This window comes from Arthrobacter sp. NPDC093125 (assembly GCF_044754225.1).
GTDB lineage: Bacteria > Actinomycetota > Actinomycetes > Actinomycetales > Micrococcaceae > Arthrobacter.
In genome coordinates this window covers 47,503-74,388 of sequence record NZ_JBIVOQ010000011.1, presented here as the reverse complement: position 1 = coordinate 74,388, position 26,886 = coordinate 47,503, and the positions used below count along the sequence as shown (strand labels likewise).

Here is a 26,886-nt window from a genome sequence, read left to right as displayed (position 1 = left end):
AGTAACTGAACGTGCTCGGAGGGCAGAACCCCGCGTGGCGTCTTCCGAGCCTGGTAGCCGGTTCCATGAGGCAATCACCGCCGCCTTTGACGTGCACGTAGCCCTGTGCCATTCTCGGCTGGCCGGTGCCGGGACGACGTTTCACCTGCACCGCAGCCTTGCCCACATCAAAGCCACCGCAGCATCCGTATAGAAGGAGAACCATGGTGAAGGAACACCACGTCCGTGTGTACAAGAGTGAAGAGACCCTGCCTCGGGAGGAGCAGCTGGCGCACAAGATCGCCGTGGTCGCCGCCGACCCGGTGGATGTCACTGCGGAGGTGACGGAGATGGTGATCAACCGCATCATCGATAACGCCTCTGTCGCGATCGCGTCGCTGAACCGGGCACCGATCGTGGCCGCCCGCGCCCAGGCCCTCACCCACGGCCCGTCGACCGGCGGCAAGGGCGCCAAGGTCTTCGGCATCGGCGAACGCGTCTCGCCGGAATGGGCGGCCTGGGCCAACGGCGTGGCCGTGCGGGAACTGGATTACCACGACACCTTCCTCGCCGCCGACTACTCCCACCCGGGCGACAACATCCCGCCGATCCTCGCCGTCGCCCAGCACGTCGGATCCACCGGCGCTGACCTGGTCCGCGGCATCGCCACCGGCTATGAGATCCAGGTGAACCTGGTGAAGGCGATCTGCCTGCACAAGCACAAGATCGACCACGTCGCCCACCTCGGCCCGTCCGCCGCGGCCGGCATCGGAACTTTGCTGGGTCTGAACGTCGAGACCATCTTCCAGTCCGTGGGTCAAGCGCTACACACCACCACCGCGACTCGGCAGTCCCGAAAAGGTGAAATCTCCACCTGGAAGGCCCACGCCCCCGCATTTGCCGGCAAAATGGCCGTCGAGGCCGCGGACCGGTCCATGCGCGGCCAGACCTCCCCCGTGCCGATCTACGAAGGCGAGGACGGCGTCATCGCCTGGATGCTGGACGGTCCTGACGCGTCCTACCTGGTTCCGCTGCCCACCCCCGGTGAGGCCAAGCGCGCCATCCTGGACACCTACACCAAAGAGCACTCCGCGGAGTACCAGGCCCAGGCCTGGATCGACCTGGCCCGGAAACTGAACAAGGAACACCCGGAAGCCACCGACCCGGCCAACGTGCAGTCCGTGCTGATCAAGACCAGCCACCACACCCACTACGTCATCGGCTCCGGCGCCAACGACCCGCAGAAGTACAGCCCCACCGCGTCCCGGGAGACCCTGGACCACTCCATCCCGTACATCTTCACCGTCGCGCTGCAGGACGGCGCCTGGCACCACGTGGACTCCTACGCCCCCGAGCGCGCCGGCCGGCCCGACACCGTGGAGCTGTGGCAGAAGGTCACCACCGTGGAGGACCCGGAATGGACCCGCCGCTACCACTCCCTCGACATCTCCGAGAAGGCCTTCGGCGGCTCCGTGGAAATCACCCTCTCCGACGGCACCGTGATCCGGGACCAGATCGCGGTCGCGGACGCGCACCCGCTCGGCGCCCGGCCGTTCACCCGTGAGCAGTACGTGAACAAGTTCCGCACCCTGGCCGCCGGGCTCGTGGAGGAGGACGAAATCGCACGGTTCCTCGCCGCCGTCGAACGACTCCCCGAACTGGGCCCCGGGGAACTGGACCAGCTGAACATCACCGCCGCCCCCGGCGTCATCGACCTCGGCGCGGCACCGAAGGGACTGTTCTAATGCTGTACTCAAAGGTGACTCCCGAGCAGAAACGCGTCCGGTTCCGCGAACTCCTCGCGGCCGGGACCATCGTGCAGTTCCCGGGCGCGTTCAACCCGCTCTCCGCACGGCTGATCCAGGAAAAGGGCTTCGAGGGCGTCTACATCTCGGGCGCGGTCCTGGCCAACGACCTTGGCCTGCCGGACATCGGCCTGACCACCCTCACCGAGGTGGCCACCCGGGCCGGGCAGATCGCCCGCATGACCGACCTGCCCTCCATCGTGGACGCCGACACCGGCTTCGGCGAACCCATGAACGTCGCCCGCACCGTCCAGGAGATCGAGAACGCGGGCCTGGCCGGCCTGCACATCGAGGACCAGTTCAACCCCAAACGCTGCGGCCACCTCGACGGCAAGAACGTCGTGGACCTGGACACCGCCACCAAACGCATCCGCGCCGCCGCCGACGCCCGCCGCGACCCGAACTTCCTCATCATGGCCCGCACCGACATCCGCGCCACCGACGGACTGCAGGCCGCCAAAGACCGCGCCAAAGCCCTCGTGGACGCCGGCGCCGACGCGATCTTCCCCGAAGCCATGCGTGACCTCGCCGAATTCCAGGCCATCCGCGACGCCGTTACAGTGCCCATCCTGGCCAACATGACCGAATTCGGCAAAAGCGAGCTCTTTTCCACACGACAGCTGCAGGCCGTGGGCGTCAACATGGTGATTTATCCGGTCACCCTGCTCCGTAGTGCCATGGGTGCCGCCGAACGCGTTCTGGACACCTTGCGTCTAGAAGGATGCCAGGAGAGCCAAGTGGAGGCCATGCTGACCAGGGCAAGGCTTTATGACTTGGTGGACTACGAAGCCTACAACCGCTTCGATACAGGGGTCTTCGACTTTCAGATCCCCGGACGAAGTTAGTTCTGCGCACATCTACAAGACAAGGACGTCACATGAGCACGCCAACGATTGAAGTCCGCAAGGGACTCGCCGGAGTCGTAGTGGACTACACCTCCGTCTCCAAGGTCAACCCTGACACCAACTCACTGCTCTACCGCGGCTACCCCGTACAGGAACTCGCGGCGCATAGCAGCTTCGAAGAAGTCGCCTATCTATTGTGGAACGGAGAGCTGCCCACCCAGGACCAGCTGGCAGAATTCACTGCCAGGGAACGGGCGGGCCGCGCCCTGGAACCCAGTGTGAAGGCAGTTATAGATTCCCTTCCCGCGTCGACACACCCCATGGACGTTTGCCGCACGGCAGCGTCAGTGCTCGGAGCCCGGCATCCGTTGGCAGAAGACTCGTCGGCGGCGGCAAACCTTATCAAAGCAAACGATCTTTTTGCCGCGTTTCCTGCCGTGGTGGCCTACGATCAGCGCCGTCGCCGCGGCCAGGACATAGTGGAGCCCCGTGAGGATCTGGGCTATTCGGCGAACTTTCTCTGGATGACATTTGGGGAAGAGCCGGCAGCGGAGGTCGTCGAGGCGTTTGATGTGTCGATGATCCTTTACGCCGAGCACTCCTTCAATGCCTCCACGTTCACGGCGCGAGTGGTCACCTCATCGCTTTCAGATCTGCATTCGGCAGTCACTGCCGCAGTTGGGGCGCTCAAGGGGCCGCTGCATGGCGGCGCCAACGAAGCCGTCATGCACACCTTCGACGAGATCGGCATCCGCAGCGATGAGTCTCAGGAGGAGGCAGCTACCCGTGCAAAGGCCTGGATGGAACATGCGCTGGCCAACAAGAAGAAGATCATGGGTTTCGGGCACCGCGTCTACAAGAACGGCGACTCCCGCGTCCCCACAATGAAGGCTGCTCTGGACAAGATGATCGCCCACTACCGCCGTCCCGAGCTTCTGGGACTCTACAACGTCCTTGAGCAGGCGATGGACGAAGCCAAGGGAATCAAGCCGAACCTCGATTACCCCGCCGGGCCCACTTACCACCTCATGGGTTTCGACACCCAGATGTTCACCCCCATCTTCGTCGCAAGCCGCATCACCGGCTGGACAGCTCACATCATGGAGCAGGCAGCATCCAATTCCCTGATTCGCCCGTTGAGCGCGTACGACGGCGTCGAGCAGCGGTCCCTCTAGCCGGCAGAACCACGCCTACCCTAGCGGCGGTGAGGCACGAGGAAGGTCACCTCGGGGATCGATTCCTCGCCAAGGCTCGGCGCCTCACCGCTTCGTCAATAACAATCCGTCAACACCGAAACTGACAGGACCTCTGTGGATCTTCACTTGCAGCCGGACTGGCAACGCGCCTTAGGACAGTGTGTGGAATTACGACGTCACGGTGAGATCGTTCGCACGGGGACGGTCGAAGAAGTTACGCCGGACAAACTCCATACTTTGGATCTCAGCGGCGGCTGGGCCACACCGCGGAAGTTGTATGAGAAGGCTGAAGGATATCATGTCTTCGCCCGCTACCCTTGGGATCCAGCACCTGTCCCGGACTACAAACAGCAAGACGTTGATGAGAGTTGATGAGAGCAACACCGAATGAGCATCCCACAACAAGTTGCCGGGTAGGCAGCCAGGGTCAGGCCCACGGGCCAACATGCTGGTACCTGCCAGACCACTTCAACGCGCTGGCGCAGTTACAACAACATCACTACGAAGGACTTTTGCGATGACGAGAATGCTGATTATTGGACCTCCCGGTTCCGGAAAAGGAACGCAGGCGGAGCGGATTTCAGAGCGCCTCGGCGTTGTGGCTATCTCCACCGGCGACATCTTCCGCGCCAACGTAAAGGGTGAAACGCGCCTTGGCATCGAAGCCAAGAAGTACATGGACAACGGGGACTTCGTTCCGGACAGCGTGACCAACAAGATGGTCCGTGACCGGCTCAGCGAGGACGACGTCGAAAACGGCTTCCTGTTGGACGGCTACCCCCGCACCACCGCGCAGGTGGACTACCTTGACGAGATCCTCGCCAAGGGCGAAGAGAAGCTCGACGTCGTCCTGCAGCTCACTGCCCACGACGAGGAACTGGTCCACCGCCTGCTGGGCCGGGCCAAGGAAACGGGCCGGAGCGACGACAACGAAGCCGTCATCCGCCACCGCCTTGACCTGTACCACGAGCAGACCGAAGCTGTGGTGGCCAAGTATGCCGAGCGCGGCATCCTCGCCCAGGTGGACGGCATCGGCGCCATCGATGACGTGACGGACCGCGTCATTCGGGCCCTGGAATTGCGTCAGGCAGCCTAAGCCGAGGAGCTTTTCGACACTTCGCCTCCATCTCTGGCTGACCAGACCACCGGGCTAATTACCGAATGAGACCATACGGCACCGACCCTCAGCCATTTCTTACGGCGAAACGGCAAAGTAACCAGTGAAATGAAGGATGCCCGCTGATCATCGGTAGCCTCCATCAATCGTGCCTGAAGGCGCGCCAGGCGCTTAGTGCTGGGCAATAAACTCCAGGAGTTGAGTGTTGAATTCCTGATACTCGTTCAGATAAGGATCGTGGCCACTCTGCTCAAATACGCTCAGGCGACCGTTTGGGACAGTGTCGGCAAACCAGCGCATGCCATCTAGCTCGTAGAAGGGCGTATGCCTTCCGGTGATAACCAATGTCGGGACGGGAATCCTTGGCACGACGTCACGCCAGTCGGCGACGAGGTGGTCGATGAGCAGACGGCGCGCCTTGTCGAACGGGAAGGTCGCCCATGACGGCTCGATTGAATCAATCAGTTCCTTCACGTAGTCGGGCACAGCCGGCTCACGACCATTGTCGAACCATTCAAACCGGAAGTGAGCCGCGTCGAAGACGTTCTGCTCGGTGATCCCGCGGATCCCCCACTGCCATTCCTCGTCGTTGACGATCTTCGGAGATTGGTCCACGGCGACGAACGCAGTGATCCGATCCCAGGGATCAACGGCGAGAGAGAAATAAGCCAGACTGACCGATACCCCCATGGAGTGACCCACCAGGACAACGTCGTGGAGATCCAAGGCGGTCAACAGCTCGCCGAGGTCCAGAGCGAGGCGGCTCATCCTCTGTCCGTGCTCCGGGGAGTCGGAGCGCCCGTGGCACCTGTGGTCGTATCTGATGACACGGTATCCAGCCTGCACCAGAGCATCGCGCTGCCACACGAAGTGTGCGCCTTGCGCTTGGAAGCCGGAGGAGAAAACAACCGGGCGTCCTTCGCCCTCGTCATCGTAGCGGAGGGTCACTCCATCGGAGGTCTCCAAGGCCAGGTTCGTACCGCCCATGCGCAATTTCCTTTTCCATATTCACAGCGATCTGGGTCGCCTTCGATCAGATCACTTGCTGTCAACCGTTGCAGCGGCTTACTACGGTAACCCAATACAAACCGCGGCTACCGGGGTGCGTGCCGGCCTGCCGCGGTTCGCTTTGGGTAGCCTGGTTAAGGCGTCACGACGATCTTGCCGACGTGGGTCCTTTTGAGCAGCCGTGCCTGTGCTTGGGCCAGGTCCTGCAGGGCGTAGGTTTCCTCGAGCAACGGTTTGAGTTCTCCGTCCTGGATGAGTCCGACCAAGCGTGCAAACGTGGAAGCCGTGGGGTTCGTGATGCCGTACATTTCGAGGTCCTTGTAGATGAGATCCCTGAGGTCGATGCGGGTGGTAGGGCCGGCGATGGCACCGGCGGTGGTGTATCGGCCTGCCCTGCTCAGCAGCTTCATGAGTACGCCGAACATGTCGCCGCCAACGACGTCGGCGGCGACATGCGCGCCCCGCTCGCCGATGAGGTGTTCCACTTCCGCCTGCACGTCCTGGCTCTCGCGGGCGACGAATTCGTCTGCCCCGAGGGCGCGAAGCCGCTCCTCTTTTGCTGCGCCGGCAATGGCCACCACGCGTGCTCCACGGATACGTGCAAGTTGGATCAGCGCTGTACCGACGCCTCCTGCGGCACCGGTAATGACAATGGTTTCTCCTGCCGAAAGGCCAGCCCGCTGAAGCATTTCTTCGGCCGTGTCGTAGGAACAGGGGAAGGTGGCCAACTCGGCGTCAGAAAGCGGCGAGTCGATGGCGTGTGCATTGAGTGCCGGCACCGCCACGTACTCCGCAAATCCGCCGTCGCGTTCGCTGCCGAGGTACTCGAGCAGTTGGGCGCGCTCGGGCAATCGTGCATCCCGGACGGAGGGATCGACGATGACCCGTTCACCGACGCGTGCCGGATCCACTCCAGGGCCAACGCCGGCGATTCGCCCGACAACCGCAGCACCCTGAACCCTGGGAAACGCGACCGTGGAGCTGTTCCAGGATGAAGCTGCGCCATCACTACGGCCTTTCAGGCCGAGGTCCTCGGACACACTGGTTTCGACCACCTGGTCATACCAGCCGGTGCGCGTATTGATATCGGTGTTGTTAATGCCGCAAGCACCGACCTTAATCAGCACCTCGCCAGGCAGTGGAGTGGGGGCGGGATAATCCGTGCGGAAAACCAGCTTGTCAACACCACCATGCCCGGTGAGGACCATTGCCCTCATAACGGCAGCAGACTCACTGGTGTCGGATGCAGGACTCGCCGTTGACGTTACTTTCATGTTGGGATTCACTTTCCTCCGGGCACTCAGGCCCAGCTCCGTTCTTGAGCGGCTGCATCTACTAGGACATGCCGCGGAATTGTATGGGTTTGTTGGAGATGCGTGGACTGTTCAACTCTCACGAGTCCGGCAGCCCGAGCAGTTCTCTCCGCTGTCGTATGAGAATGCTGCCGAAGTGTCGGTCCGCGCTCCGCTACTGACTGACCATAATCATTGACAGCATTAGCGCATGCCGGAAACGGGAGAATCCCCAAAAGACCTTCCAAAAATGTGGTTGATTTCCAAGGCCTTTGTAGTCAGGAGCGGATGCCGATCGATTCTCGATTGTGCTTCACGCCCAGCTGGTCCAGACGTCGCGGTTGTCCTGCATCCAATCCTTGACGGCCTGTTGGGGTGAAAGCCCGCCATCGATCACCTTTGCCTGCATTTCCTGCAGCTGATCGTTGTTCAGATCGTAGTTCTTGAGGATCTTCCACAGCGCCGGGTGGTCCTTCTCGATAACGGAAGAAGCCCACTGATAGATGACAGTGTCAGGCCACTGGCACGCGTACGTCTTGCCCCAGCATTCTGCCGAATGCTTTGGGAACTCAACACGGGTCAGGTCGTACTTCTGCGTCATGTAGTTCGGACGCCACATCAAACCGAGCCACGGCTTGCCCTGTTCGTAGGCCCGCGTCAGGTCCGCGTACAAAGCAGCTTCCGAACCGGCGAACACCATCTCGTAATTGAGGTTAAGGTTTTCGATGCGCTGCGGATCACCATAGGCAAACGCCCAGGACTCCGCGCCTGACATGTACTGGCCCTTATCCCCCGTCTTCGCCGTCGCAAAGGCGGAAGCACAATCATTCAGGGCTTCGCAGTTCGGCAGCCCGGGGCACGCGGGTTTGATGCCGCGCTTTTCATCTCCCTTGATGACATAAGTCGGCACGTACCACCCTTCCTCGCCGGGATAATCGGTGGTGCCCACTTCTACAACGCCCCCTTCGCCCTTGACGTACTTATCCCACAGTTCAGGTGTCTGCCACCTCCAGTACGCCATTCCTACAATCGGCTGACCTTTAGAGGCCGCTGCCATGGTTTCGGTCACGGCGCCCTGGAGCACTTCAGCCTCCCCACCCAGCTCGTTCACCACAGCGGTCATCAAGTTCGCCTGAATGTCCTTTTCGAGATCTCCGGATGTTGTGAACTGGACTTTGCCTTCCTCCTTCAGCGCCGATGCGATTGCCGAATCCACTGCTTGCGAGCCAGGGCCGCCGGTGGCTTCCTGGGGGGGTGCAGCCGCCAATGAGTCCAATCGTGCAGAGCCCGGCAGCGACGGCCACCGGCCATCGCTTGTTCGCCAAAAATGAAATCTTGGTCACGTTGCCTCCTAGGCATTTGATTTGGCTGGCGAGCTGAAAGTCGCCTAACCCACCACCAGTGAAGATCTATGACATGCATCACGCCACTGGGGATATTCCACTGACTCGGCGTCCATTTGAGGGACTCACCAGAAATGGGTTTCTTGCGCTGAGTGGTGGATCAATGACGCGAGGCTCACCGTTAAGATCCTCATTTGGCGGGGGTCAAGTGAAACGGTCAGCGTGTCAGAGCAGTCTCATAAGGCAAGTGAAACACCCACTATCAACTTGCCTCTCAAGGTGACCGTGGGGGCAGCGACTCTCAATCAGGAGCACCTTTTCATGGGTGTCATATGACAGCAGCCGCCCCCAAGGGATGCCCCCACGACACGTCCGGGAGAGACTGCGCCACGTCCTGCGCGGGATCCCGTAGCTTCCTGCCGGAAAGGTCACAAGTCGCGCTTCCCGAAATTGCTCGGGTCCACCGGTTGTTTGGCTTTCGGCAGCTTCTCCACGACAAGTAAATACGAGTCCGTCACAACATCTTCGACGAGCGCCCGGTCAATCGACCCGCCCGGAGACAGGGTAATCCAGTGCTCCTTGTTCATGTGGTACCCGGGCGTGATGTCCTCGTACTCATCCCGCAATGCCTGCCCGTCCGAGGGCGTGGCCTTCAATACGACGATCGGATCCCCGGTGACGGGTGTGAGGAGCATAAACACCCTGTTCCGTACCTTGAACACCTCCCAGTCCGGCCCGAATGGGTGCGTCAACTCCGCACCGGGGAGTTCCTCCGCGCGGGCCGCGGCGAACTCCTGCAGCTTCTTCCCATCCACACTTGCCTCCTCAAAACCGCAGGCGGGTTCATAGCGTTGCGGCCATTCATTCCGGTTCCCTGAAATCCTCGGCAGTTTGTCGTCTGCCACTCGGCACAAGCGCCCTCGACATTGAAACGCCCGCCCTGGCCGGCCCCAGGAGCCAGCCTTCCCACCCGTCTTGTGCGCGCGGGTGGGAAGGGACAGCTCACGTGTAATGGGTTACTTCAATATGAGTAGAACTGGATCAGTACGCCATGACGTACGACGCAAGAACTGCTTTGAGGCGGCGATCAGGGCGAGGCGAACAATCAGAGGCCAAGGGCGATCCTCAGAATCACGCCGATGATCTGAGAATCACCTGCCAACGTGGATTATGAGGAGCCCGGAACTGAAAGTGCCCGCACAGCCAAGGAATCATCTATGGCTCCCATGAAGCCACCTGAAGGCGATTCGACCAGCACAGGGCGCCCAGTGTCGATGAGCTTTTGCATAACAACTGCGAGAAGCTCGTCCCCATCCACGGTTGCAGTACGGAACTCCAATGAACCCAGAGTTCGTCTGGATCCGTCAAGTTTGAGGAGATCCTGCGCCGTGACGACGAATGGCGCACGCGCATCGGGACGGACGAGGGCTGATCGGCCTCCATTCTGCGCAAGGGTGGTAAGGGCCGCGTCCACTGACAGTTCGGCGGGGAGTTCACGGACAGCTTGTGCGATGGTCGCAGCACGAACGACCCTGGCACGCGGAGCCTCCACTGCAAAGCGGCGGACATAGTCATCAGCGGGGTTCAGTACAATTTCCTCCGGAGTCCCCACCTGAACTAGAACCCCGTCGCGCATGATCGCAATGCGATCACCTACCTTGAGAGCCTCAGTTAGATCATGCGTAATGAATACGGAGGTCTGGCTGCCGCCACGAGCAAGCCGCATCAGTTCGTCTTGCAGGTCGGTACGGATTAGTGGATCGAGTGCGCTGAACGGCTCATCCAGCAGCAGGAGCCGGGGGTTTTGGACAAGGGCGCGGGCGAGGCCGACACGCTGACGCATACCGCCACTGAGCTCACTGGGGTACTTATTTTCTGTTCCGGAAAGTCCAACCAACTCAACCATTCGGTGCGCCCGTTCCTCCCGCTCTCGGCGCGGAACCCCTGAGATTTCCAGACCGTACGCGACGTTCTGAAGGACTCGGCGATGAGGGAGCAGTCCGAAGTGCTGGAACACCATGGCCCAGTCGCGTCTCCGCTGCTCCGACAGCTGCGAGTTTGACAGCGTCAGAACATTATTACCGTCGATCTCGACGCGGCCTGCCGTTGGCTCAATGAGCCTGGTGAGACAGCGAATGAGTGTAGATTTTCCACTGCCCGAAAGTCCCATGACAACGAATGTCTCGCACGGACGGACCTGGAATGAAACTCCGCGCACCGCAGTCATGTGACCCGGAACATGGGTCGAGCCGTCACGGTATTCCTGCAGCGCTTTTTTTGGATTCGGACCGTAGATCTTCCAAAGGTCATCCACTTCAATTGTGGAGCCGGCGATGGAAGCATCGCCTTCAGGGATGCGTGTCTGCTCAGTGGGAAGGTACAGTCGCCCTTGCGGGGACAGAAGTTGTTTCGTCATTTGGCTTCCTAGCTACTTTGGTCATTGATGCGTGCTGAGCGGATGCAACGAACTGTGCGCATCCGTTAAAGAGACGGTCCAGAACCACGCCGAGCAAGAACATTGCAAGACCCGCCTCCATTCCAGTGCCCAACAACGCGCGGTTGACTGCCGTCAGGATGTTGGCGCCCAGACCCGGTGCCCCGATCATGGCACTTACTACTGCCATCGCAAGAGCCAAGAGCAATGCCTGGTTGAGACCGACCATCATCGTCTGGAGTCCCATGGGAATACGGATTTGGCGGAGGATTTGGCCGGGCGTCGCTCCGAAGATTTGCGCTGCCTCGATCACTTCGGCGTCGGCTCCTCGGAGGCCCGCGTTGGTAAACCTAATCATCGGGGGAACTGCAGCGATGAACGTGGCCAGTACTGCGGCTACCTCGCCTACTCCGAGGAGCATGACAGCGGGGATAACCAGTAGATATATCGGCAAGGTCTGCATAACATCCAGCACAGGCCTCATGATTGCCGCTGCTGTGTTGTTCATAGCCATCAACACGCCGAGGGGAAACCCGATCAGTATCACGAGGACCAATGCCACGGTAACGACTGTCATGGTCAGTACCGTCGCTTCCCACATACCTAGGCAACCTATGAATGCGACACCAAGCCCTAGGACCAAACCTTGGACCCTACCAACGGTCAGTATGCCAACTGCCGCTGTGACTCCGACAACCAGTGCCCACGGTGTGGCGGCGAAGAAGCTACCGAGCAGATTAAGACCGTATGTTTGAATCAGCCCACTAACCGTGTCCAGGAACGGCCCCCAGGTGGTCGTTGCCCAGAGCACAGCTACCTCCACCGGTTCCCGAAGTCGCAGTGGAACTCCCCAGGGGGGATCCGAGAAGTACTGCCACCGACCACGAAGGACCTGGGAGGCAAGCACGGTCAGCAGGAAGAGCGCCAGGCAGATCTGTGCGGATCCGTAGGGGGCACGGAAGAACCCACGTACCCGTTGGGGCCAGCTTAAGGATCGATCGCCGTGTAGGTGTGATTTGAAGCTCCGCGTGCCCTCACGGGGAGAGGTGGCCCGATCAATGATGACCGCGACCAGCACCAAGGCAATGCCGGCCTGCAAGGCGTCACCAAATGCGAGACGGTTCAGCCCGCTCCAAATCGGAGCCCCAAGGCCTGCGGCGCCGACCATTGCTGCCATCGTCGCCATGGCGATGGCATACATGATCATCTGGTTGCTGCCTGCTCGGATACTGGGTTCAGCCATCGGAAGCTTCACGCCGAACAGGATTTGACGCCCTGTCGTCCCGAGGGACGTTGCCGCTTCGAGCACTTCAGGTGAGACATTGCGGAGCCCGACGCTTGTCATTCTGGCCAGTGGTGGCAGTGCCCAGATCACCGTCACAACCAGCGCTGCCGCGTTTCCCATACCGAAGAGGAAGACGACAGGAACAAGATAGGCGAAAGCCGGGAACGCCTGCATTGCATCGAGCAGCAATCGCACGATCGCGTTACTTCGAGGACCGAATGAACCTACCAGACCGACGAGAATGCCCAACACAAATGCCGCTGCAACAGCAACAAGCATGAACGCAATCGTTTCTACTGTGTAATCCCAGAACCCGCTCAGGACAACCCATGCGAACAGAAGTGCGGTAAGTCCCGCAAGCTTGACCCCCCGAAAATGGGCAACCGAGAGCACTAAAGCTGACGCGAGGATAACTGGCGATATCGAACTCAGTGTGGCTAGAAGCCCCTCGAACGTTTGTTCCAGGATGGTTGCGAATGGCTCGTAGGCCCAGGGGGCACTTTCTGCAAAAGAAGTGAATCCTACCTCGAAGGCATTCCCGGCCTGAATACGCAGCGCCTCAGGGAAGCTCTGGGGTCCCCAGAGGACGGCGGCAACCACGGCAATGCCCACCAGGGCGAGAAGTGCGTACTTCGACAAGAGATTGTCGCCTTTCGCAGGACTAATCCGGATTGACACCATCGCCTCCTTTCTCGTAACTATCGGATTCTTGGCGGAATTGGGTCATCAGGGTTGGATGGATATCCCGTCGACTGCTAGGGAGATTCATCGTCAACAAGCTGTTCGGGCGGGTGCCGATCGATTCTCGGTTGTGTTTCACGCCCAGCTGGTCCAGACGTCGCGGTTGTCTTTCATCCATTCCTTGACGGCCTCTTGGGGTGAGAGACCGCCATCGATCACCTTTGCCTGCAGTTCTTGGAGCTGATCGTTGTTCAGATCGTAATTCTTGAGGATCTTCCACAGCGCCGGGTGGTCCTTCTCGATAACGGAAGAAGCCCACTGGTAGATGACAGTTTCAGGCCACTGGCACGCGTACGTCTTGCCCCAGCATTCTGCCGAATGCTTTGGGAACTCAACGCGGGTCAGGTCGTACTTCTGCGTCATGTAGTTCGGACGCCACATCAAACCGAGCCACGGCTTGCCCTGTTCGTAGGCCCGCGTCAGGTCCGCGTACAAAGCAGCTTCCGAACCGGCGAACACCATCTCGTAATTGAGGTTAAGGTTTTTGATGCGCTGCGGATCACCATAGGCAAACGCCCAGGACTCCGCGCCTGACATGTACTGGCCCTTATCCCCCGTCTTCGCCGTCGCAAAGACGGAAGCGCAATCATTCAGGGCTTCCCAGTTCGGCAGCCCGGGGCACGCGGGTTTGATGCCGCGCTTTTCATCTCCCTTGATGACATAAGTCGGCACGTACCACCCTTCCTCGCCGGGATAGTCGGTGGTGCCGATCTCGACCACGCCCCCTCCGCCGGCATACTTCTCCCACAGTTCGGGTGTCTGCCACTTCCAGTACGCCATTCCTACAATCGGCTGACCTTTAGAGGCCGCCGCCATGGTTTCGGTCACGGCTCCCTGGAGCACTTCAGCTTTGCCGCCCAGTTCATTCACAACGGCGGTCATCAAATTCGCCTGGATATCCTGTTCGAGATCTCCCACCGTTGTGAACTGGACTTTGCCTTCCTCCTTCAGCGCAGCTGCGATTGCCGAATCCACTGCTTGCGAGCCAGAGCCCGCGGCTTCCGGGGGTGTGCAGCCGCTGATGAGCCCGATCGTGCAGAGCCCGGCAGCGACGGCCATCGGCCATCGCTTGTTCGCCAAAAACGAAATCTTGGTCACTTTGCCTCCTAGGCATTTATTTGGAAGGCGATCTGGATCACCTAACTCTCCACCAGTGAAGAACTATGACGCGCATCACGCCACTGGGAATATTCCAGTGATTCGAAGTCCACTTGTTGGAGTCACCAAAGGGGTGCCGTGCACTGGGCGGCGGACCGATGAGTGGGCAGCGCCCCGCTGGCCTCATCGCCTATTCAGACACCGCCTTCGGGCGATCGCGGGGACGGGCTCGGCAGCGCCACAAAGAGCGGGCGAGGCGTCGAAATCTGTGGCGACTCGAGGCCACGTGATGTCGGAACGCCCTGGTAAGAATAAGGACGCACCATGGTAAGTATGCGGTGGTATAGCGCCGCTGGAGGATAGAGGCCCTGAGAAAGGGCAATCAAACGTCCCGTCCGATAGATGCGCGTCCGGGCGGCGGCGCCGGAGTTGATTTCAGAGGAGGGCATCCGAGCCACACGCGCCCAAGGTGGCCGCCCGATATCGAACCCCCTGCAACACGGGTCCTCTAAAACCGCCACCATCCCCCACGGCCGGTGTCGTGAGTCTGGAGCATAGGCTGTGCCTTATTCAGTCGCCAAGATCCTTGCCAGAGCTTCGTAAACTTCCCAAGTGCCGGATGGGGCCTATTCGTAGGAAGTTTGATTCTTATCCAGAGCATTGCGGGCCCCAGAATCCGCATCGTGGGCTCGTGGTATTGCCTCAGCGACAGGAGAAGAGCATTGAAGTTTGGAACCTATGACTACATCATCGTCGGTGGAGGGTCTGCGGGATGTGTCTTAGCGAATCGATTGTCTGCTGATGATCGAACCCGCGTCTTGGTGCTTGAGGCAGGACGCCGCCACTCACGTTTTGACTACCCAGTACGGGTGCCCGCAGCCTTTCTCTTCTTGATGGGCCATCCTTTCTATGACTGGCGTTTCAAGTCTGAGCCTGAGCCCATGCTTGGCGGTCGGAGGATTGATCAGTACCGAGGAAAGCTCATGGGCGGCTCCAGTTCGATCAACGGGATGTTCTTCCAGCGGGCCAACCCGCTCAGTTATGAGAAATGGGCTGCGGAATCGGGCAGCGACGAATGGGACTACGCGCACGTGCTGCCCTACTTCAAGCGACTTGAGAGGTTCACGGGTTCAGATCCTGATCAAAAGTATCGCGGCTACGCAGGACCCATACCTGTCTACCAGCATGCTGTAAAAAACCCCCTCTTCGATGCCCTTTTCGGTGCGGCTAGGGAAGCCGGCTACGAAATTCTCGACAACGTCAACGGCTACCGGCAGGAAGGGTTCGCACCCTTCGACTCCAACATCGAGAACGGCGAGCGTTATGACGCTGCGCGAACGTACTTTGCGCCGATCCGGGACCGGAAGAATCTCGACGTCGTCACAGGTGCCCAGGCGACGCGCATCGTATTCGAAGGAAATCGAGCAGTCGGTGTGGAATATGGTTCGCGGCGGGGCGGTCGCAATGTGGTCAGAGGAACTGAGGTCATTCTTTGTGGTGGCGCATTCAATTCCCCTCAGCTGCTGCAGCTATCAGGAGTTGGTAACGCAGATGAACTGAGCAAGCTCGGCATCGATGTGGTGGAGAATCTGCCAGGCGTGGGTGAGAACCTACAGGACCATCTTGAAGCATTCGTGATGCACGCCTGCACACAACCCGTATCAAACGCTGGCATCCTACGGAAACGAACTTACCCCAGCACCGGGCTGAAATGGCTCACCGGACGCAGTGGCCCCGCGTCAACCAATCACTTCGAAGCAGGCGGATTCATACGCTCACAGGCAGAGGACCCTATGCCTAACCTCATGCTCACCATGCTGTCCCTCGGTGTGCGGAACGATGGGACGCCAGCCCCCACACCTCACGCATACCAGATCAACCTGGGCCCCCAGCAGCCAGAATCAAGGGGACACGTCAAACTTCGATCCAACGACCCATTCCAAGATCCCGTACTTACCTTCAACTACCTCTCAACTGAACGGGATCGACAGGATTGGATCGATGGAGTTCGCCTTACCAGGGAACTCATGAACCAGCCGGCGTTTGCTCCATTCAACGGTGGCGAACTCTCCCCGGGACCCGATGTAAGGACAGACAAAGAGATTCTCGACTGGGTGGCTCAGGATGCCGAAACAACCTACCATCCCTGCGGGACGGCCAAGATGGGCACGGATGAGGAGTCTGTCGTAGATCCGACGACACTGCGAGTGCATGGAACTGAGGGCCTCCGCGTTGTTGATGCATCCGTAATGCCGTCAATTCCGAACGCCAATCTCTATGCCCCTGTGATGATGATTGCCGAGAAAGCAGCCGACCTCATCCTAGGAAAGGACACCTTGGCTCCGGAGGAGGTTGACTTCTACCGACCGATCCCGGTCCCCTAATACGAGGAACACAGCGCAGGGAGCGCGAGCTGCCGGTGCCTCTTTCCCCAGAGGATGAGGCACCGGCTTCAGCTTAAGGATCTTTTGATCGGCACCTTCCCAAACGAGCGGGGGTAGTGCCGGGCGCGTACATTGCCTCCACGTTCAGAAACCAAAACGGGAAGCTCAAGCAGACCCGGAGGACCGTTCGTCCTTCCCCGTCAAGCATGGATGACGGCTCCGTTGGTATGTCCAAGACCACAAGGCAGTAGGTGGCTCTCCGGATTCCGCACGACCGGAAGGCATTCCACCCAATGATGCCCTCTGGCCTCCCGAAACAAGCAGGAGTAGCGTCGATTTAATCGTCAGCGGTCGGCCGCAGAGCGTTCTCGTGCCTCCGTCTGGTCGGCGTTGGTTTCTAAAGGGGGCATGGATGGCTGGGTGGAATGTCGACACCGCGGCCGGTGCACTGGGTGCCGGGACGGTCACACTGGTGGAGGGATCGTCCTTCTGTATCTCAGCGCCGAACGGAGACATGCACGCCGAGCTTCCGCACGGCGTCTTCGTTCACGACACCCGCGTCCTGTCCGGGTGGACCCTGAGGATTAACGGCCAGCTGCTGGAGTCACTGGCTGCTGAGACCAGGGAGCCGTACCGCGCACTGTTTGTCGGCCGGGTTCCGCGATCGGACGGGCATGCGGACACGCCGCTGATCGTGCAGCGGCTACGCGAAGTGGGGGTCGGCATCCAGGAGCAGGTTACTGTCCGCAATCACTCCCTGAAGCCCGCCCGCTGCGTAATCGCATTGAGCATTGAATCGGATTTCGCGGACCTCTTCGAGGTGAAAGAAGCACGCATCAAGCGGCGCTGGGACCAAACACACCAAGCCACGCGTGCCACGCTTAGCATCCGGGCATCCTGGCAAGACGTCCGGAAGGGGGTCGTGATTCAGGCCCCCGGAGCCGTCGTCTCGCCCGAAGCCCTGACGTACGAGGTGTTGGTTCCGCCGCACGGGCAGTGGACTACGATCCTCACCGTCGTACCGGACACGGAGAACGCCGGCGCCGAAGGGGCCAGTGTCGGGGCGTTCGCCCATGCTGAGGGGGACGGAATGTCCCCGAGGGACCGGCGCAGGCATGAATGGGTGGCGAAGATTCCGGTGCTGCAGATGGGAAACCGTTCCATCGAACGGACCCTGCGGCGCAGTTATGACGATCTGGGCGCCCTCCGGATCGAGGACCCGAACCATCCAGAACGCGTGGTGGTGGCCGCAGGGGCCCCGTGGTTCATGACCCTCTTCGGCCGCGACTCGCTATGGGCCTCAGAAATGGCATTGCCCGTGGACCCGTCCCTGGCCCTGGGGACGCTGCAGACGCTGGCAGACCGGCAAGGAACCGTAGTGGACCCAATAAGCGAGGAGGAGCCGGGCAAGATCCTGCACGAGGTCAGGCTCGATGTATCCAGCGGCTTGTCTCTCGGAGGCAAGTCCAACTACTACGGCAGCGTGGACGCCACTCCCCTGTTCGTCATGATCCTGGGATCGGTCAGCCGCTGGGGATTCGCCAAAGATACCATCGACGCCCTGTTGCCCCATGCGGACAGAGCTTTGGACTGGATCCGGGACTACGGGGACAAAGACGGCGACGGGTTCGTCGAATATCAACGCCTCAACCCAGAGGGCTTGATCAACCAGGGCTGGAAGGACTCGTGGGACGGCATCAACTTCGCCGACGGCACCTTGGCCGAACCGCCGATCGCGCTCTGTGAGGTGCAGGCTTACGTCTACGCAGCTTACTCAGCCCGCGCATGGATGGCCTACGACGCCGGCGATGCCACTCTCGGTGACGAGCTCGCCGGGCAGGCGAAGCAACTGAAAAAACAGTTCAATGAGCAGTTCTGGATTCCGGAACGCGGGTTCTACGCCGTCGCCCTCGACGGGCGGAAGCGGCAGGTTGACTCATGCGCGTCCAATATGGGCCACTGCTTGTGGCTCGGCATCGTGGATGAGGACAAGGCCCCACAGGTGGTCGAACGCCTGATGTCCCCGGAAATGTTCAGCGGCTGGGGGGTAAGGACTTTGGCCAGCGATATGGGCGCCTACAACCCCGTGAGCTACCACAACGGCTCCGTCTGGCCCCACGACAACGCGCTCATTGTAGCCGGCCTACTTCGCTACGGTTTCATAGCGGAAGCACAGCGGATCTCCACCGCGCTGCTCGAGGCGGCCGAGTACTCGGACGGCCGCCTGCCGGAGCTGTTCTGCGGTTTCAGCCGGGACGAGCTCGCTGCACCCGTGCCTTACCCCACAGCTTGCTCACCACAGGCCTGGGCCGCGACTACTCCAATCCTGTTGGTGACCAGCCTGATGCGGTATGACACTCACGTTTCCCGCGGAGGGTTCTGGCTGGATCCCGTGCTTCCGAAGTCATACGGCGACCTGCACATCACCAACGCGCCCCTGGCCGACGGCCGAATCACCATCGACATTGCCAATTCCGTCCCGTCCGTCCAGGGACTGCCCGACGGCGTGGTGTTCCACCGGGGGCACCGGCCATGGATGACAGAACTCGTAGACCAAGCAAACTTGCGGCGAAAGGCATAGGAAGGCCAACCGAACAGCCGGTTCATCTCGCCGCATGTGTTTCCTGATCGCTTGCCACTGTCGTTGACCTGCGGTGTACGGAATCAACACCTGGTGCCCATTGTGTCTCCGGATGCAGGGAAATACACCGACCGGAGTGGCGGCATATAGGGTGCCGCCACTCCGGCCGGGCGTTCAGGTTACCAGTGGACGGTTGCCCCAGGAATTACGGGATCAAGCTCGCGGTTCCAGCGAACCTCCGTCAGGTCTATTTCAGGTTCAGTTTCCGTGAGGAGTTGGCTGATAAGTTTTCCGGTCATTGGCCCTGAGGAATTGCCAAACACATGCCCGGCAGCCATGATGAGGCCGGGGGTGATTTCATCAATCACCGGGACCAGATCTGATGTAAACGGCAGGACGCCTGCCCATACTCGGTCTATACCCACCTTCCTTAGACCTGGGAAATCTCCGATAATGTCATCGGCGATTGCTTTCAGCCCGTCAAGTGTCGGGAATAGATCTACTTCCGAAGGGTAGTCCATGGGACAACCAATCAGGATTTCCCCATTCGCCCGTTGTGCGGCGAGGGTGAGCATTTCATAGCCAGACTCTTCTTCGATCTTGCTGCGGAAAAGCTCATCGTCCCAGCTCGGTAGGTTGCGGAAGAGCCCGTATGCTTTTGCTGCGGTGGGACCGTAGACGACCGGCTTGATCTGCATGGGCAGGGGTTTGGTAGCCATAACCTGGAGGCGTTCGCGCCCGATCGGGACTTCCAGGTTGCTCGCCCGCATCAGCTTTTCGGTCCATGCTCCGGATGCAACAACTACCTTGTCTGCGAAAAAGTTTCCTTCATTCGTTTCCACGCCGATGACGCGTCCTCCGGAGAAGATGAGTTTGGAAACGGTTACGCCTTCGCGGAGGTCTGCCCCTTCGGCCCGTGCTCCCGCGGCCAGGGCCGCCACCACTGTGGCTGTATTGATCTGGGCGTCCTCGGCGCAATAGCTGGCGCCGACAACGTCTTCACGGATCGGTCCGACCAGGTCCCGAACTTCTTTGTTCTCCAGCAGCGACATATCGAGGCCGTCGGCCTGTCGTGCAGCAACGAACTCCTTGAAAATGGGCGCCTGGCGTTCGTCGTGGAAGTAGATCAGACCGCCTTCAGCCCGGAATTCGAAGGGGATGGGCAGGTCGTGACGGAGTTCATCGTAGAGTGCACGGCCCTTTTTCGAGATGTCGAGTGCCCAACCAGGGTTGCGGCAATGGAGCCAAACGAATCCTGCGTTGCGGCTCGAGGCGCCAAAACCGATTGTTTTCTGTTCGAGCAAGGTGACGTTCAAGCCTCGGCGGGCAGAAAAGTATGCGCTGGATGTGCCGATGAGGCCACCGCCGATGATAAGAACTGAGCTGGTCAAGATTAAATCCTTTCGGAGCAAGGGAGTGGAGGTAGGAGGGGAGTCAGTTGCTTCGACATAGTCAGGCCCCAAGGCTCTGGTATCGGGCAGACCGCGCCATCAGATCCCTTGGCGGTCCCGCTTGGTTCAAGGCCAGGAACGTCTCTACTGGCCTGATGATGAAGCGCTTGGACTGAGAAACGGAAAAGCCAGCCAGGCCAGCTCACATACGGGCTGCTACTCTCTTATCCACCCAGCCTTACTCCAATCGCTGTTGAAGTCCTTCGCTGTTAGGTCATATTCGGCCGTGCCCTCAGGTACGGTGCGGATGGCCTGCCGTTGGCCCAATTCTTCAGAGACATGGGCGATAACGCCTGGAAGCGTAGACAGGATCGCGAGACCAGTAGTTTCTTCCGGCGAAAACCCCATCTCGACAAGCACCAGTGCCATCATTCCAATGTCGTTAAGTACAATCGACTCCTTGCCTGGAAGGCCGGTGAATGCGCGGAAAATCTCCTCGAAGAACTCGGCCCTGGGTCCCCAGATGCCTGCGTCAACGGCGCGCTGGCGCAGCTTCTGCGCCCGAGGGTCAACGTACCGGAAAACGGGATGGCCCAGACCTGGAATCCGCTGCTTCCTTGCCCGTAGTTCCTCGACAATCTCAACAGCCAGAACGTCGGAGGTCTTGTTGCTGGTCTGAAGGCGCGAATACATATCAATGCAGAACTGCGCCGTGTCTGCCGGGTCCATGGTGTTCTTCCCAACGCCAAGGATTCCGGTGGCCAGTGCAGCTGCCATGTTGGGATTGGCGGAGGCGACGTAGCGGGCCGCAACAGTTCCTGACTTTTGCAGTGAGTAGTCCATGATGGCCGATAAAACCGCGTCAAGCAGATCCGCTTCAGCTGGTGTGGGAAGTCGGCCCTGCAGCAACAAGAACGTCGAGGCCGCGAACGGGACATTGCCGATCATCTCTTCAAGATCATACCCACGGATGTAGACCTTTGAATCCGTTACCCGGCTCACCGAAGTGGACCAATATTTGGGGCCATCCGCCACCTGCTGTGAACGGTCGGCGGAAGGAGTGCGGGGTGCATTGGCGTCTGAGATAGCCGCTAAGTTTGACTGGTGCATATCGGAAGAATAGGACGCCCCCGTACCCAGCGAAATTGGGGGAAATCCACCTTACGCCGACGTTTTCGTATTACCCACAAACCCTGGAGACAACTCGTCCCATCCTATGCAGTCGGACGAGCTGACATCCGTCGTGCGAAGCGTGACGAGGTGAGGGCTGACGTCCATGTGACGGCCTCGTGATGGGCCGTTCGCTACCGCAAAGTGAGTGAGTCATGCCCCATGGCTGTCGGCCCACTCCCCATAATGAGAAGGCAAAGGACTCTGTCAAGCTGTTTCAATCTTTGCAGCCGTCAAAGCCGAGCCCCGCAAAGCCTTCCTCATCCGCCACGCCCCGGACGGTTGTGCGACGACGGCCGCGCGGCAGATATCTGCTCTGAATTACACCTTAGGATCCGGCAATGATCGAAAAGCCCTGCGCAAGCGGTAGAACTCTTCAATATTCTCAGGAAGAAGCTGCACAGCTTCAATGGTTCGACGCTTTTGGTGCGTGTGCTCTGCTCCACCAGCCTCAAGGAGCTCATCCAGGATCGTGAGCGTTGGGGGCAGGAGCCTATGCAAGCCGGCGGCTTCCTCTTCCAGGAGTTGGCGGACGTGCACCCAATGAGATTGGGAGGCCTCCGTCGTTACATGCCGGGGTTCAACGCCTGGCGCTAGCGCGCACACAAAGAAGTATGTATCAAAACGTTTCGGTAAGCCCTCTGGCGTTATCCAGTTTGCCCAAGGCGTCAGTGAATGGGGTTCCAAGGAGATGTCGCATTCTTCTGCCACCTCGCGCACCGCTGCAGCAATGAGGCGGCTGGCGCTATGGCAGGCCTCGGACCCTTCAGCGGACACGTGGGTATGTTTCCAAGCCGCAGCATGTTTTTCCAACAAGTCGAGGCTAAATTGCCCATGTAAGGAGTCGACGTCGTCGACCCGCCCTCCGGGAAAAGCGACCACACCAGCGGCAAAATCCATTGTCGAAGCCCGATGCTGAACAAACACCTCAAGCCCGTTTAGCGAGTCCCGGATCAGAACGACGCTGACAGCTAGCCGCGGCGCGGGACTATTGATCGCACCCTCCTTTGGCACGCCTACCTGCGCCATTGATGTCTCCTTATGTAGCGTGGGTGGCGCGGTGCAGCGGTTCAGTTCGGACCGGTAGTCCTGGCCCTGCCACTCCGAGCCGGTTTTGGCTGGTTCTTCAGGGGGTATGCACCGCGGACCGGTACAAAAGAACCACCCAGTGGCCCGCCTGACAGACTTCGCCGTGTTGGTTGAGTATCTCAACTTTGGTTTTCACGATTCCACGGTCGGTCTTGGTTGCGGACGGCCTGAGCTCCGTTACCTCTTCCCGTACTGAAATTGTGTCCCCTATCCTCACGGGCGCCATGAGTTTCCAGTCCTGAATGCCAAGGAATGCTATGGCGGAATGTTCTTTCCAGCCGATCCCCATTTCCAGCCCGAAGGCGATCGCTAGTGCGCCGGGGCCGTGGAAGATACGCCCGCCGAATTGGGTACGCCGTGCATATTCCTGATTGGAATGCAGTGGGTGCATGTCACCCGACCAGGTCCCGAACGTCACCACATCGGTCTCGGTTATGGTGCGCCCTTGCGATAGCCACGAAACACCGACGTCGAGGTCCTCAAGGAATCGGTTTGCCGACGTCAGGCGACTGTCCGTTGGGGGGGTCATCTTTTGCTCCTTTTTGGATTGAGGACCTGTCTGGCGGGATGTGCCAGCCAGCTTTGACTCGAGCAGCACCGAAGTGAGGGCAACCTGTGCGGGCAATGCAGCTCCGGAGACACATACGTCATGACATGGAACTGTACGATCGATTTTGACGTGCCGACATTGGAGAATTACCGAAATTTCAGCCCTAACGGGGATAGATTCCAAGCGGCGCTGGAGTAACTCCTACATCTGGCTATTCCACGATTGGAGCCGGGTCCTCCAACGCAGGGAGCAGCTGGAGGACCCGGAGTCTTAGAGCACCACGGATGGGTGCGCTGCGAGGTATCAGTGGGTAGTTTTGGTTTTGGTCAGGCCTGTCTGGTGCTTCTCGGTAGCGTTGCGAGGATCGATTATTTCAGCAAGGTGCTTCGACGCCTGATCGGAATGACTATCCAAAATCTGTCGAACTTGCATATGGCAACTGAATCCATCAGTGAGGACCGGCGTGCCTTCCGGCGCTTCACGAAGTGCAGGGGCAAGCGACTGCTCCGCAACCGCCATGCTGACGTCAAAATGTTGGTGTTCAAACCCGAAATTTCCAGCAACCCCGCAGCATCCGTTGGCCTGCACAATGGTGGCTACTCCCAAGGCGGTGAGCGCTGACGTTTGCGACGCGGATCCGAAGGTAGCGTATTCGTGGCAGTGGGTTTGGACAGTTACTGCAGCGGGGACAGACCGTGGACGCCAACCGGCAGCGGTCTGTTCCAGGACGGCGCCGGCGAAATTTTGGATCCGGTTGGACACGCGGCGGGCGGCTTCTGTTGGCACGAGTTCCGGGAGGTCTTTGCGCAGTGCCGCGGCGCAGCTTGGCTCGATGACAATGATGGGTCGGTCCGTGCCGTCATCCAGGGCTGTGGCAGTTCGGTTGAGGAGCTTGCGCGCGGTGTCCAGTTGCCCGGTTGAGATCCACGTCAATCCGCAGCACTGGTCGGTGCTGCACTCAACGGTTTTTTGGGCGTCCTCGAGAACACGCTTTGCGGCACCCGCGACGGCTGGCCGGAACCCGCGCGTGAAACTGTCAACGAACAGCACTGTGTCCGCATTACCTGACGTACTGGCCCCGATTTCCGTCTCAAGCTGCCTACGGGAGGCAAAAGCAGGCATCTTACGCTTTGTTGTGATTCCTGCAGTGCGGGCGATCCCGCCAGCAAGAGGGCTACGAAGGATCAGGTTGACCAAAGGTGCAATTCGGCTGGTGATCTTGAGCCATGTCGGCAACCAGCCAAGGCTGTAGTGCGATAGGGGCCGCAAACGGCCTTGGTAAAAGTGGTGAAAGAACTCCGACTTGTATGAGGCCATGTCGACACCTGCGGGACAATCCGTTGAACATGCCTTGCACGACAAGCACAGGTCCAGGGAATCGCGGACGTCTTGCGATTTCCACCCCTCCTCCGCGCTTGTGGATCCCATGATCATTTCCTGCAGGACACGGGCACGGGCCCGGGTCGAATCCTTTTCGTCCCGCGTAGCTCGATAGCTTGGACACATAACTCCGGCTCCTGCCGTAGTGCGGCAGCGTCCTACACCGATGCAGGACTGGACCGCATCCGGAAAGCCTTCCTGACCTTTAGTTGTCGGCTCCAAGGCAAAGGAGGTCCGGAAACCGCGGGCAGGGACACCGGCAAGAGCGAGCTCTGACATCATCGGCGCGGGTTTGGTGATGATGCCGGGGTTGAGGATTTCCTGAGGGTCCCAGATGGCCTTGTAGTTAGAAAAAGCGCTCAGGGCCCCAGGACTATACATCACGGATAGGAGCTCAGAGCGTGCCCTGCCATCCCCATGTTCACCGGAAAGGGAACCACCATGCCGGCTGACTAATGCAGCAGCCTCTCGAAGGAACCGTTCCATGACCTCCCGGCCGGATGCGCTTCGGGGGTCAAAAGTTACGCGGACATGAGTGCAGCCCGCGCCGAAGTGGCCATACATAACGCCCTGCAGCTCATAATTCTCCAGCAGGGCCGTGAAATCGGAAAGATAGGCCGCGAGATTTTCCGGGGCAACTGCTGCATCCTCCCACCCTGCCCAAGATTGCTCTCCATTAGCGAGCCGGGACGACAAACCCGCCCCATCTTCCCTTACGCGCCAAAGGTTTGCCCGCTCTCTTGGATCCGGTACGGCCAACCCTTCGAGGAGATTTCCGCGCTTGCCGAGATTTTGCAGAAGATTGTCGGCTTGCCGCCGAACGTCTTCTGGATTCTCACCGTCTAGATCGACATAAAGGTAGGCCTTGCCCTTGGGCAGCGCTCCTACCGCCGCGTCTCCGCGGCGATGGCGAACAGTTTGAACAATAGCCTCATCGATACCTTCTACAGCCGCAGGATTGAAGCTGAGAATTTCCGGAACATCGGATGCTGCAGCAACGACGTCGGGATAGCCTAGACAAACCAGAAGCGCGGCGGGCGGTACCTTCGCCAACTTGACAGTAGCGGAGACAATGACGGCACAGGTACCCTCGCTACCGGCTAGAGCCTTAGCGGTGTTGAAGCCGTGTTCAGGCAGGAGGTTCGCCAACTGATATCCGGAAACTTGCCGGGCAAGGCGGCCAAACTCAGTCCGGAAAAGCGCCAGATTGGCGTCGGCAAGGTGTTTGAGACCGTTCTGAATGCGTGCTGCCTCCGCGGTTGATTCTGCATCCAAGGGATCGACCGCCTTGACGCCGCCCGGTCCTGCTGTGACCAGATGCCCCGATGCCGTGACCAGGTCCACTGAGACGATATGATCAACCGTTCTGCCATCCCTGACCGAATGGTTGCCGCAGGCATCGTTACCGATGGCCCCTGCCACTGTAACGCGACCCATACTTGAGGGGTCAGGGGCAAAGGTGTACTTCCCACTCGAAGCAGCCTGGACTTCTTTTTGCAGGGTAGTCAGGATGATGCCTGGCTCAACCGTGACGGTCTTCGAATCCAGGTCCAGGTTCAGCAAGCGGTTCATGTGTCGGGAAAAGTCCAGAACCAGACCGTTCCCGATTGCATTGCCGGCCATGCTGGTTCCACCGCCACGGCTTGTGACCGGACATCCATGACGCTGACAAATCCCGATAATTGACCTGACTTCGCGACTGTTACGGGGAAAGGCGACGGCCAAGGGCCGGACGCGGTAGTTGGAGGCATCGAACGAGTATTCGGTCAGTCGCCGGCTACTGCTGTCTACCTCCACACCAGCGGCTTCAAGATCACGAACAAGCGCTTCGCTGGGGGCTGGGCTCATGGTGCTGGAACTTTCCGTAAGTTGTGGTGGCGGGATCCTTGGCCCTTAAGTCAGTGGCCGCAGTTTGCCCGGATGGCCGCCGCATTTCTCGATGGAACGGCGTGCTGTGATCTTAGAGCGGACCCTCAGGAAGCAGTCCCCATAATTTCTTCAAAGGAAAGTACGCGGCTTTGGTCAATCTCCGACCAGAGCACCTGCGCCGGTGACAGCTCGCCTTCCTGATTAGTCTGGGTCAGAAGTCGCATGACCCGTACTCTTGGCAGGCGGCCTTGCTGGATACCCCTTTGATCCTGATAGATGGCAGGGTCAACTCCTGTAGCTTCCACGAGGCAAACGATAAAACACCGTGA

At 59.7% G+C, this 26,886-nt stretch carries 18 protein-coding genes; 6 read left to right on the top strand and 12 right to left on the bottom strand.

Going from position 1 to position 26,886, the window contains the following annotated elements; all coding sequences use genetic code 11:
* Positions 1-203 precede the first annotated feature (203 nt).
* From ACIP9X_RS17195 to ACIP9X_RS17180, 4 genes are all read left to right on the top strand, one after another.
* Positions 204-1,724 (top strand): MmgE/PrpD family protein, encoded by a 1,521-nt coding sequence (locus ACIP9X_RS17195; RefSeq protein ID WP_400480967.1) that lies wholly within the window; start codon positions 204-206, stop codon positions 1,722-1,724.
* Complete coding sequence (prpB, locus tag ACIP9X_RS17190; RefSeq protein WP_400480966.1) at positions 1,724-2,629, top strand: methylisocitrate lyase; 906 nt, start codon at positions 1,724-1,726, stop codon at positions 2,627-2,629. The genes ACIP9X_RS17195 and prpB overlap by 1 nt, the downstream gene beginning before the upstream one ends.
* Before the next feature lie 32 nt (positions 2,630-2,661).
* Positions 2,662-3,804, top strand: a complete 1,143-nt coding sequence (locus tag ACIP9X_RS17185) for a bifunctional 2-methylcitrate synthase/citrate synthase (RefSeq protein WP_400480965.1) — start codon at positions 2,662-2,664, stop codon at positions 3,802-3,804.
* A gap of 547 nt (positions 3,805-4,351) precedes the next feature.
* Positions 4,352-4,921, top strand: a complete 570-nt coding sequence (locus tag ACIP9X_RS17180; protein ID WP_400481001.1) for an adenylate kinase — start codon at positions 4,352-4,354, stop codon at positions 4,919-4,921.
* Between the two features lie 192 nt (positions 4,922-5,113).
* Here ACIP9X_RS17180 and ACIP9X_RS17175 read toward each other — a convergent pair whose 3' ends face one another.
* From ACIP9X_RS17175 to ACIP9X_RS17145, 7 genes are all read right to left on the bottom strand, one after another.
* Complete coding sequence (locus ACIP9X_RS17175) at positions 5,114-5,929, bottom strand: alpha/beta fold hydrolase (RefSeq protein ID WP_400480964.1); 816 nt, start codon at positions 5,927-5,929, stop codon at positions 5,114-5,116.
* A gap of 155 nt (positions 5,930-6,084) precedes the next feature.
* On the bottom strand, positions 6,085-7,224 hold the full coding sequence (locus tag ACIP9X_RS17170) for an alcohol dehydrogenase family protein (protein ID WP_400480963.1): 1,140 nt from the start codon (positions 7,222-7,224) through the stop codon (positions 6,085-6,087).
* A 331-nt stretch (positions 7,225-7,555) separates the two neighbouring features.
* On the bottom strand, positions 7,556-8,458 hold the full coding sequence (locus ACIP9X_RS17165) for a glycine betaine ABC transporter substrate-binding protein (RefSeq protein ID WP_400480962.1): 903 nt from the start codon (positions 8,456-8,458) through the stop codon (positions 7,556-7,558).
* 555 nt (positions 8,459-9,013) lie between these two features.
* Positions 9,014-9,400, bottom strand: a complete 387-nt coding sequence (locus ACIP9X_RS17160) for an MmcQ/YjbR family DNA-binding protein (RefSeq protein ID WP_400480961.1) — start codon at positions 9,398-9,400, stop codon at positions 9,014-9,016.
* 353 nt (positions 9,401-9,753) lie between these two features.
* Complete coding sequence (locus ACIP9X_RS17155) at positions 9,754-11,001, bottom strand: glycine betaine/L-proline ABC transporter ATP-binding protein (protein ID WP_400480960.1); 1,248 nt, start codon at positions 10,999-11,001, stop codon at positions 9,754-9,756.
* Positions 10,952-12,943, bottom strand: coding sequence for an ABC transporter permease (locus ACIP9X_RS17150; RefSeq protein WP_400480959.1), 1,992 nt, complete (start codon positions 12,941-12,943; stop codon positions 10,952-10,954). The genes ACIP9X_RS17155 and ACIP9X_RS17150 overlap by 50 nt, the downstream gene beginning before the upstream one ends.
* A 177-nt stretch (positions 12,944-13,120) precedes the next feature.
* Positions 13,121-14,143, bottom strand: a complete 1,023-nt coding sequence (locus ACIP9X_RS17145) for a glycine betaine ABC transporter substrate-binding protein (protein WP_400480958.1) — start codon at positions 14,141-14,143, stop codon at positions 13,121-13,123.
* 683 nt (positions 14,144-14,826) lie between these two features.
* Between ACIP9X_RS17145 and ACIP9X_RS17140 the strand changes: the two genes are divergently transcribed.
* Together ACIP9X_RS17140 and ACIP9X_RS17135 are read left to right on the top strand one after the other, a co-directional pair.
* On the top strand, positions 14,827-16,527 hold the full coding sequence (locus ACIP9X_RS17140; RefSeq protein ID WP_400481000.1) for a choline dehydrogenase: 1,701 nt from the start codon (positions 14,827-14,829) through the stop codon (positions 16,525-16,527).
* 412 nt (positions 16,528-16,939) lie between these two features.
* A complete protein-coding gene (locus ACIP9X_RS17135; RefSeq protein WP_400480957.1) occupies positions 16,940-19,108 on the top strand; it encodes a glycogen debranching N-terminal domain-containing protein in 2,169 nt (722 codons plus the stop codon).
* Between the two features lie 179 nt (positions 19,109-19,287).
* Here the strand turns inward: ACIP9X_RS17135 and ACIP9X_RS17130 are convergent, their stop codons facing one another.
* The 5 genes from ACIP9X_RS17130 to ACIP9X_RS17110 all read right to left on the bottom strand — a co-directional run bounded on the left by ACIP9X_RS17130 (position 19,288) and on the right by ACIP9X_RS17110 (position 26,536).
* Positions 19,288-20,499, bottom strand: a complete 1,212-nt coding sequence (locus ACIP9X_RS17130; RefSeq protein WP_400480956.1) for an NAD(P)/FAD-dependent oxidoreductase — start codon at positions 20,497-20,499, stop codon at positions 19,288-19,290.
* A gap of 216 nt (positions 20,500-20,715) precedes the next feature.
* Complete coding sequence (locus ACIP9X_RS17125; protein WP_400480955.1) at positions 20,716-21,609, bottom strand: citryl-CoA lyase; 894 nt, start codon at positions 21,607-21,609, stop codon at positions 20,716-20,718.
* A gap of 381 nt (positions 21,610-21,990) precedes the next feature.
* Entirely contained in the window at positions 21,991-22,698 is a 708-nt protein-coding gene (locus ACIP9X_RS17120; RefSeq protein WP_400480954.1) for an NUDIX hydrolase, read from the bottom strand.
* A 97-nt stretch (positions 22,699-22,795) separates the two neighbouring features.
* On the bottom strand, positions 22,796-23,287 hold the full coding sequence (locus ACIP9X_RS17115; RefSeq protein ID WP_400480953.1) for a MaoC/PaaZ C-terminal domain-containing protein: 492 nt from the start codon (positions 23,285-23,287) through the stop codon (positions 22,796-22,798).
* Positions 23,288-23,611: 324 nt separating this feature from the next.
* On the bottom strand, positions 23,612-26,536 hold the full coding sequence (locus ACIP9X_RS17110; RefSeq protein WP_400480952.1) for an FAD-binding and (Fe-S)-binding domain-containing protein: 2,925 nt from the start codon (positions 26,534-26,536) through the stop codon (positions 23,612-23,614).
* Positions 26,537-26,886 lie beyond the last annotated feature (350 nt).